Origin of the sequence: Sphingomonas sp. Ant H11 (assembly GCF_000797515.1) — a bacterium.
Taxonomy (GTDB): Bacteria; Pseudomonadota; Alphaproteobacteria; order Sphingomonadales; family Sphingomonadaceae; genus Sphingomonas.
Genome location: NZ_JSBN01000109.1, coordinates 1 through 5,913, shown reverse-complemented (window position 1 = coordinate 5,913; position 5,913 = coordinate 1). Strand labels below are relative to the sequence as shown.

General features: G+C 67.7%; 6 protein-coding genes and 2 pseudogenes. 5 read left to right on the top strand and 3 right to left on the bottom strand.

Translation table 11 applies throughout. The features are described 5' to 3' along the window. From NW75_RS25375 to NW75_RS17780, 4 genes are all read left to right on the top strand, one after another. Positions 1-343 (top strand): hypothetical protein (locus NW75_RS25375; protein ID WP_033966540.1); only part of this gene is annotated, 343 nt, incomplete at its 5' end. Then, on the top strand, positions 340-951 hold the full coding sequence (locus NW75_RS17790; protein WP_033966539.1) for a septation protein IspZ: 612 nt from the start codon (positions 340-342) through the stop codon (positions 949-951). The genes NW75_RS25375 and NW75_RS17790, both read left to right, overlap by 4 nt. After that, positions 948-1,931 (top strand): aromatic ring-hydroxylating dioxygenase subunit alpha, encoded by a 984-nt coding sequence (locus NW75_RS23160; protein WP_081988820.1) that lies wholly within the window; start codon positions 948-950, stop codon positions 1,929-1,931. Before NW75_RS17790 ends, NW75_RS23160 begins: the two co-directional genes overlap by 4 nt. A gap of 59 nt (positions 1,932-1,990) precedes the next feature. After that, positions 1,991-2,203 carry a hypothetical protein gene (locus NW75_RS17780; RefSeq protein WP_033966538.1) on the top strand — a complete coding sequence of 71 codons (213 nt, stop codon included), beginning with the start codon at positions 1,991-1,993 and terminating at the stop codon, positions 2,201-2,203. 32 nt (positions 2,204-2,235) lie between these two features. On the opposite strand, the gene nudC is transcribed toward NW75_RS17780, so the two are convergent. The 3 genes and pseudogenes from nudC to NW75_RS17765 all read right to left on the bottom strand — a co-directional run bounded on the left by nudC (position 2,236) and on the right by NW75_RS17765 (position 5,432). Continuing rightward, positions 2,236-3,102 (bottom strand): NAD(+) diphosphatase, encoded by an 867-nt coding sequence (nudC, locus tag NW75_RS17775; protein WP_033966541.1) that lies wholly within the window; start codon positions 3,100-3,102, stop codon positions 2,236-2,238. Positions 3,103-3,113: 11 nt separating this feature from the next. After that, a pseudogene (locus NW75_RS17770) lies at positions 3,114-4,435 on the bottom strand (serine hydrolase domain-containing protein). Next, positions 4,429-5,432, bottom strand: a pseudogene (locus NW75_RS17765) (A/G-specific adenine glycosylase). The pseudogenes NW75_RS17770 and NW75_RS17765 overlap by 7 nt, the downstream one beginning before the upstream one ends. Positions 5,433-5,482: 50 nt before the next feature. On the opposite strand from NW75_RS17765, the gene NW75_RS17760 reads away from it, so the two are divergent. Beyond that, a partial coding sequence (locus tag NW75_RS17760; protein ID WP_033966536.1) for a DUF721 domain-containing protein occupies positions 5,483-5,913 on the top strand: 431 nt, incomplete at its 3' end.

Here is a 5,913-nt window from a genome sequence, read left to right as displayed (position 1 = left end):
GCGCCGCTCGGCGCGCGCGTTTTTCACCCCCGCTCAGCAACGCCGCCTGGCCGAAGTCGCGCCAACCATCGCGGCGGAATGGGCGGAGCTCTATGCCGAGCTCGACACGCTCGTCGATGGCACGCCCGACACGCCACAGGCACGGGCGCTGGGCGCGCGCGCGGCGGCGCTGATTGCGCGGATGACGGGTGACGACGGGGGCCTGCACGCCGCGCTGACGCAGTTTTGGCAGGATGGTTTTGCCGATCCGGCGCTCGCCGCTTCGCTACCGCTCGATCGACGGCGGTGGTTGTTCCTGGGCGAAGCGATGGCCGCCCATGCCCGTGACGGAGACTCGAAATGATGCGTCTGCGCTCCTTTCTCGCGGCGGTGTTCCACACTTTTGGCGGGCTCCTTCTGTATTGGGCGGTGCTGCTCGCTTTCGGCATAAAGCCGGCCATCGCGGTCGCGCTTGGGTTTATTGTCGTCGAGGGCGGTTGGCGGCTGGCGACCCGGCGTCCTTTCCCGCCCCTGTGGTTGTTGGCGAACGGCGCGGCGCTGGTGTTCGGGGCGATCGATCTATGGGCGCAGACCCCGTTCATGATCCGCTATGAAGGCGCGATCCTCAATCTGCTGACGGCTGGCGTGTTTCTCGTCGGCGCATCGGGGCAGGAGCCGCTGGTGCTGCGCATCGCGCGGCAGCGCAAACCCGATATTCCGGCGGACCGCCCCGAGGTGGTGCAGTTCTTCCGCGCCTTCACGCTCGCTTGGGCGCTATATTTCGTGGCGCGGGCAGGCGCGTTCGTGTGGATCATGAGCGCGTTTCCGCTGGCCCAGGCGCTCGCGATCCGCGCGGCGGTTTCTTGGGGAAGCATCGGCGCGATGTTGCTCGCCTCCTTCAATGGCCGACGCGTGTTCGACGCGTGCCAGCGGCTCGGTTTCTTCAAACCCGTCGAGGACAGTACCCGATGAACCTCCCTTCCGCTCCCGTTGCGGATCGTATCCCATTGCCGAAAGACGCGTGGTATGTCGGCGTGGCGAGCACGCAATTGCGCGATGCGCCGGTCGCGATCACGCTGCACGGCGCGCCGATCGTGCTGTTTCGCGATGCCGACGGCTGCCCCCAAGCGCTGCACGATCGCTGCCCGCATCGCGGTGTGACGCTGTCGCTCGGCACCGTTAGCGCTGGGACGATTGCCTGTGCCTATCATGGCTGGCGGTTCGATGGAGCCGGGCGCTGCCGCCATATTCCGTCCTTGCGCGAGGATCAGACGATCAAGAGCGCACCCGTCCGCCGCTATCCGGTGGCGGAGCAGGACGGCTATGTCTGGCTGTGGACGGGTGCCGATGAGCCGGAGGGCGCACCGCTGGCGATTGACGGATTCGACCGGTTTCAATGGCTGCAGGGCGCGATGGAGCTGGCGTGCGAGGCGATCCTGCCGATCGAAAACAATCTCGACATTTGTCACGCGGCCTTCACCCATCCCAATATGCATCCGCAATGGTTCCGGGTGCAGGCGGTGGGGTTGCTGCCGACGCGCTATGAGGTGGAAAGCACCGCCGCCAGCCTGACCGTGACCGGGCCGGGCACGCACTTGCGCTTCGATTTGCCCGATCGGGTGACGGTGGCGGGCGGCGATGCCTTCCGTCTGGTGCTGCACCATGTGCCGACCGTGCCCGGGCGCTGCATCCAGCATTGGTTGTTGCAACGTGGGCCGGTGGAGACAGCGCAGCCGCCAATCTGGACCTCGGCCGAGCCCGAAATTCTGGCGCAGGACCGTGCCGTGCTGGAATCAGCGCAGCGCGCTTATACACTGGAAGGCGATGCCTTCGAACAAAGCGTCGAGGCCGACGCCACCACGCTCGCGGCGCGTCGTCTGATCGCGCTGGCGGCGCGACCGGATGCGCGCGCGATGCCTGAAACGAGGCGGGTGGTCAGCGTGTTGAGCTGAAGCGGCAAGGGTAGCGACTCGCGCGGAAGTGTGTGACATTGAACGTAAGGAGAACAGAAATGAGGGTTTTCGTTTACGTCCTGCTCGCGGTGGCTACGCTCTGTGGCTACATCTTCCCCATCGTACTTGGGGTTTTTGTCGCACCGTCAGTGGGCGAGACATCGCTCACTTTCCCGCAGATCGGCGTTTTGTGGGTGATCGCTTTTGGGGTGTGCTGGCGGGGCTTGGCGTTGTCACGCCGCTATTCTGTGCCGACCGCAAGGGCTGGCTGAAGCTGTAAGTCTCGTTCGACCCGGTTTGCCGCTTACCCCGCCGCCCACGCCGTCAACAGCGTGTGTGCGATGGCATAAGGCGGGGGCGGCAGGAACGGCCCCGGTTCCCCTGCCAGCACCGCGCGAACGACGTCGCGCGGGACCCAGATCGCATCCTCCAGCTCATGGGTGTCGAGCGTGATCGTATCGTCCTTGGCCATGCCGATGCAGGCGACCATTAGCGAAGACGGGAATGGCCAGGGCTGGCTGGCCACATAGCGCACGTCGTGCACGCGCACGCCTGCTTCCTCGGCGATTTCACGCACCACCGCTTCTTCGATCGATTCGCCGGGTTCGAGGAAGCCCGCCAGCGCCGAATAGCGGCCGGGCGGGAAAGCGGGCTGGCGACCAAGCAGCGCGCGCCCGTCATGCTCGGCGATCATGATCACCACCGGATCGACGCGCGGGAAATGTTCTGCATGGCAATTGGGGCAGTTCCGCCCCCAACCGGCGCGGAACATCGCGGTCTGGTGCCCGCAATTGGCGCAGAATTGGTGGCGGCTGTGCCAGTCGAGCACGCTGCGCGCGGCGGCGTACGTCGCCGCCTCGCCCGGCGCGAAGCGATCGAGCAGGCCGAACAGCCGCGCCGAGCGGCCCTTGGGTGCGCGCATCCCCGGCGTATAGGCGGCGAAATGCGGGCGGCCATTGTCGAGCCCGAGCAGCACCAGCTCGGCATCGTCGGGCGCATCGGCCAGCGTTGTCCAGCCAAGCATCCCCATATCATCGAGCTCAGGCTCGAAATTTTCGAGCTTGAGCAGCCGCGCGCGCCAGTCGCTCCGGGCAGCGGCGAGCGCGGCTTCGTCGTGGCGCAGCGCATCGGCGCGGTCGAGCAGGCCGCCGGTAAAGCCGGGTGTCAGCATCGCCGCCGCGCTCACTTGTGTGGCAGCACCGGAGCGAGGTCGGCATAGACCGCCTTGGTCGAATCGGCGCGCAGCGGCCAGCGATCGCCCGGCAGATAGTTGACCATGATCGTCGCGCGGAACTGATTGACCGGATCGACCCAGGCGATCGTGCCGGCAGCGCCGCCCCAGCATAAGTGCCTTTGGCCGGACCACCGGGGGTATCGTGCAGCGTGACCGAGCCGCCCGCACCAAAGCCCTGCGGGTTGGTGGTGCCGCCGGTCGCCGCAACTGCGCCTGGATAGACAACCCCATTCGGCAGCAGGTTGGACATTGCGAGCTTGACCGTGGCGGGCTTCAGGATGCGCACGCCGTCCAGTGTCCCGCCATTTTGCAGCATGTGCAGGAAGCGGTCGTAATCATAAGCCGAGGTCACCAGCCCGGCACCGCCATAAGGGAAGCTCGGGGCCTTGAGATAGACCGAGGTCGCGCCCGGATCGACCGGCGTGCGCCCATTGGGGGTGATGAAATAGCCGGTGGCGAGACGGTGCGCCTCCGACCCCGGCACGGTGAACCAGCTCGAGCGCATCTTGAGCGGGGTGAAGATGCGCGTCTGCAGGAAGCGGTCGAACGGCTGGTGCGAGGCGACCTCGATCACGCGGCCCATCACGTCGAGGCCGATCGAATAGCTCCATTTGGTGCCGGGTTCGGCGATCAGCGGCAGCGTGGCGACCTTGTTGGCGAAGGCTTCCAGCGTCGGCGGGCGCTTGAGGCGAAGCTGCGCCTCGGTCTTGGCATCCGAGGTGAAGGGGGTGATGCCGGCATCTTCATAGGCCTTGAGCAACGGCCCCTTGGTGATGATCGTGTAACCGAGCCCGGCGGTGTGCGTCAGCAGGTTGCGGATCGTGATCGGGCGCGTCGCCGCGCGCGTGTCGAGCGAATCCGGGCTGACCTGTACGCGCATCGTCTTGAAGGCGGGGATGAAGTCGCTGACCGGCTGGTCGAGCCGCATCTTGCCTTCCTCGATCAGGATCATCGCCGCCATCGCGGTGATCGGCTTGGTCATCGAATAGACGCGCCACAGGCTGTCCTTGTCGGCGAGCGGAGCACCGGGTTCGTCACCGATCCGGCCCGCTGCAACGACCGCGAACGGGGCATTGCCGCGGCCGATCACGCCGACCACGCCGGGGATCTTCTTTGCCGCGACATAGCCCGAAAACACCGCCTGCGTTTGCGGGAGGCGCGGGGCGGTGCGCAGCACCACGGGGGCATGTACGACGTGCCGCGCGACCGCCGTTCCGGTTGCCGCGATGAGCAAGGCGCTCGCTGCCATCTTGAACCGCGTCGCTACCATCGTGCCCTCCTGATTGCCGTTGCCGCCTTGGCGAAGACAGTCGGCAGGCCCGCCGAGTCGATCCCGGTCACATCCCACCACTCTCCGATCGGCCCATGCCCATCCACGCGCGCGACCGCAAGCGCCAGTTCAAGCCGGAAGTGCGTGAAGGTGTGCGACACCGTTTCGGGCAACACCCGCCAGGCAGCCGCGAGTGGCGGGTCCGCGAGCGCAGGCGGAGACTCCACCCACGGCCCGGTCGGCAGCGCGCGCATACCGCCGAGCAGCCCACGCGGTGGACGCCGCATCAGCAACACGCGGCCCTCCTGTTCGGCCCAGAAGATGGTGCCGTGGCGCTGCGGCTTGGCGGCCTTGGCGAGCTTGATGGGAAAGCCCTCCGGGTTGCCCACGCGATAGGCGGCGCAATCCTCGGCCAAGGGGCAAGCGAGGCAGCGCGGCGCGCGCGGCGTGCAGACCGAGGACCCCAGATCCATCATCGCCTGGGCGAAATCGCCCGAGCGGGTGTCGGGGGTGATGCGGTCGGTCGCGTCGCGCAAATCGGGCATCGCGCCGGGCAAAGGGCGTTCAATCGCGAACAACCGCGCGACCACGCGCGCGACATTGGCATCGACCACCACCGCGCGCGCGCCAAAGGCGATCGCGGCGATCGCGGCGGCGGTATAGCGCCGACGCCGGGGAGGGCGCGTAAACCCTCCTCAGTGTCGGGGAAGGCGCTGCGCTCGGCGACGGCGCGGGCGCAGGCGTGGAGGTTGCGGGCGCGGGCATAATAGCCAAGCCCGGCCCAGGCCGCCATCAGATCGGCCTCGGGCGCGGCGGCGAGCGCCTCCACGGAGGGCCAGCGCGCGACGAACGCCTCGAACTTCGGGCGCACCGCCGCGACCGTGGTCTGTTGCAGCATGATTTCGGACAGCCACACGCGGTAGGGATCGGGTGCGTTGCTGCCGGGGGCCGCGCGCCACGGCAGATCGCGGGCATGCGCATCATACCAGGCGAGCAATCGGGCGGCGATGGTGGAAGGACGCTTGGCGGACACCGCATCGCTATGGCATGGACGGGCGGATGAGCAAACGCGATCCCGCCAAGCCTGTGATCAAACGCGCCGAGCCGGAAAAGCCGCGCGGCGGACGCGCGCGCGCGGTGGCCGAACTGTTGCCCGATGCCGGACGCGCGGCGTTCCGCCGGTTCGGCTTCGTCCAGGGCGCGGTGGTCAGCCGCTGGGGCGAGATTGTCGGGACGCGCTATGCCGGGGTGTCGGCCCCCGAATCGATCAAATTTCCGCATGGGCAACGCACCGGCGGCACGCTGAGCCTGATCGTGCGCGGCGCGCATGCGACGATGATGCAGCATATCGCGCCCGAGATCGTCGAGCGGGTCAATCGCTTCTTTGGCTATGAGGCGATCGTGCGCGTGCAGATCCGCCAGGGCGACGTGCCGGCGCCGGCACCGCGCGCGGCCCCGCCGTCGCTGCGGCCGGTGCG